Annotated in this window: 3 protein-coding genes; all 3 read left to right on the top strand. The window is 67.4% G+C overall.

The features are described 5' to 3' along the window. Positions 1–149: 149 nt before the first annotated feature. The 3 genes from VXC91_RS45575 to VXC91_RS45565 are packed head-to-tail and all read left to right on the top strand — an operon-like array spanning position 150 to position 1,383. The gene (locus VXC91_RS45575; RefSeq protein WP_329513208.1) at positions 150–281 is read left to right on the top strand and encodes an integrase; all 132 of its coding nucleotides are present in this window, start codon (positions 150–152) and stop codon (positions 279–281) included. Beyond that, positions 282–887 (top strand): integrase core domain-containing protein, encoded by a 606-nt coding sequence (locus tag VXC91_RS45570; protein ID WP_329513209.1) that lies wholly within the window; start codon positions 282–284, stop codon positions 885–887. 31 nt (positions 888–918) lie between these two features. Continuing rightward, positions 919–1,383: a hypothetical protein gene (locus VXC91_RS45565; protein WP_329513207.1), complete on the top strand. Its 465-nt coding sequence runs from the start codon at positions 919–921 to the stop codon at positions 1,381–1,383. Positions 1,384–1,442 lie beyond the last annotated feature (59 nt).

The raw sequence follows: 1,442 nt of genomic DNA, 5'->3' as shown, positions 1-1,442 counted from the left end.
TACGCGAGGTTAGTCCACCCTCTGATCCGCCCCACCAGCACCGCCCCCGCCACGCCGATCACGACCGCCACCAGGTACAGCTGTGCTGCTCGAAAAGTCGTTGTCGCAGGTGGCAGCGGTGACGGTTCGTCGGTTGGGAGCATGCCCGGATGATCGTGTTCCTGTTATACAAGGTGACCCGGAAGTTGCTCTCCCTGCCGTCGTTGCTGCTGCGCGGGGATGCGGCGAAAGACGCTGAGCTTCTCGTCCTGCGCCACGAGAACGCGGTGCTGCGCCGGTAGCTGGCCGGCCCGGTCCGCTACGAGCCAGTCGATCGGTTGTGGTTTGCTGCCTTGTCGGGGCTGATACCTCGGTGTCGCTGGCGTGAGGTCTTTCCGGTCACTCCGGGCACCCTGCTCGGCTGGCATCGCCGATTCGTCGCCGCGAAGTGGGACTACAGCGCGCGCGGGCGCACCGGTCGGCCGCCGACCGTCATGGCGCTCAAGAGCCTCGTACTGCGACTCGCCGGCGAGGAGTCCCTGCGGTTTCTGCTGCGCGATGGAGACGGCAAGTACGGCGAGGCGTTCGACGCGGTCTTCGAGGCAGAGGAACTGGACGTGATCAAGAGTGCACCGCGGGCGCCTTGGATGAACGCCCACTGCGAGCGCGTCATCGGCAGCCTCCGCCGCGAGGTACTCGACCACATCCTCGTCATGGGAGAGGCGCATGCCCGGCAGGTGCTTGCGGCCTACCAGAGGCACCACAACGAGCATCGGCCCCACCAGGCGCGCAACCAGCTACCACCCGATGCCCAGAAACAGCCCACCGCGATAGACAGCGGCGCCCACGAGCTGCTGCGCACCCGGATCCTCGGTGGCCTCATCAACGAGTACAGATACGCCGCGTGACCTGCGGCGACGACTTTTCGAGCGGCACAGGGTGCTCCACGCCCTCAAAGCGGCGACCACGAACGGCTCGCCCATCAGCGTCTCCGGCATCGCCCGACAAGCAGGGGTGGACCGCACCTTCCTCTACCGCCACCGGGATCTGCTCGCCCTGGTCCACGCCGCCGAACTCGAGCCCGCCGATCGGGATTCGGCGGGCGCCACCCCGGTCAGCCGTGCCTCGCTCCAGGCCGACCTCGCCAACGCCCAGGCCCGCAACACCCGGCTCGTCGCCCGCATCCGGCAACTGGAAAAGCGCCTGTCCGAGGCGCTTGGGGAGCAGGTCTGGCGCGATTCTGGCCTCGGCGCCCCCGCCGACGTCGAAGAACTCCAGCGGACCATCACGCGCCTGGAACAGCAAGCCGTCGATCTGACCGCGTCTTTGGAGGAGCGCGAGGCTGAACTGGAGGCTGCCCGAGACGCCAACCGACAGTTGACCAAAGCGTCGCTGATCAGCTAGGCGATCCCATGCGAACCGTAAGGTCCGGTGTGGGTTCTGCCCACCTTGGTGGGGCAGCG

Source organism: Streptomyces chiangmaiensis (assembly GCF_036281785.1).
GTDB lineage: Bacteria > Actinomycetota > Actinomycetes > Streptomycetales > Streptomycetaceae > Streptomyces > Streptomyces chiangmaiensis.
Note: the sequence above shows the minus strand (reverse complement) of the source record. Positions and strands in the feature narration are given on the sequence as shown.

Excerpts from the sequence above, each read along its gene's own strand:
- VXC91_RS45575 (WP_329513208.1), top strand. The coding sequence starts at position 150 with ATGATCGTGTTCCTGTTATACAAGGTGACCCGGAAGTTGCTCTCCCTG.